Below are 359 nucleotides of genomic sequence, written 5' to 3'. Positions count from 1 at the left end.
CAACGACCAACCACCCATCACCCCGGACCACAATCCGAGTTCACTGGGGTCGGCGCCGAAGGACGACCAACCGGCCGCACCCTCAGACACCCAACAGCGTGCCCGACACCCTCGCCTCTCCTACAACCGTTCCACGCCGAAGCAGTACTAAGAAGAGAAGCAGACCAAGAGTGCCGAATAGTCAACGTTCCACCCATGAGCAACCAGCACCGGACGTTCGCCGATGTACTGGCCTCTGACCAACCGGAGTTGGCAAGAAGTGCTCCTTAGAAAGGAGGTGATCCAGCCGCACCTTCCGGTACGGCTACCTTGTTACGACTTCGTCCCAATCGCCAGTCCCACCTTCGACAGCTCCCTCC

The 359-nt window shown here is 59.9% G+C and carries 1 rRNA gene; it reads right to left on the bottom strand.

Annotated features, from left to right (window positions below):
- Positions 1-270 precede the first annotated feature (270 nt).
- Positions 271-359, bottom strand: a 16S ribosomal RNA gene (locus ADL25_RS17360); the annotation flags it as partial.

This window comes from Streptomyces sp. NRRL F-5122 (genome assembly GCF_001507435.1).
Lineage (GTDB): Bacteria > Actinomycetota > Actinomycetes > Streptomycetales > Streptomycetaceae > Streptomyces > Streptomyces lannensis.
This window is presented reverse-complemented; position numbering and strand designations above follow the sequence as displayed.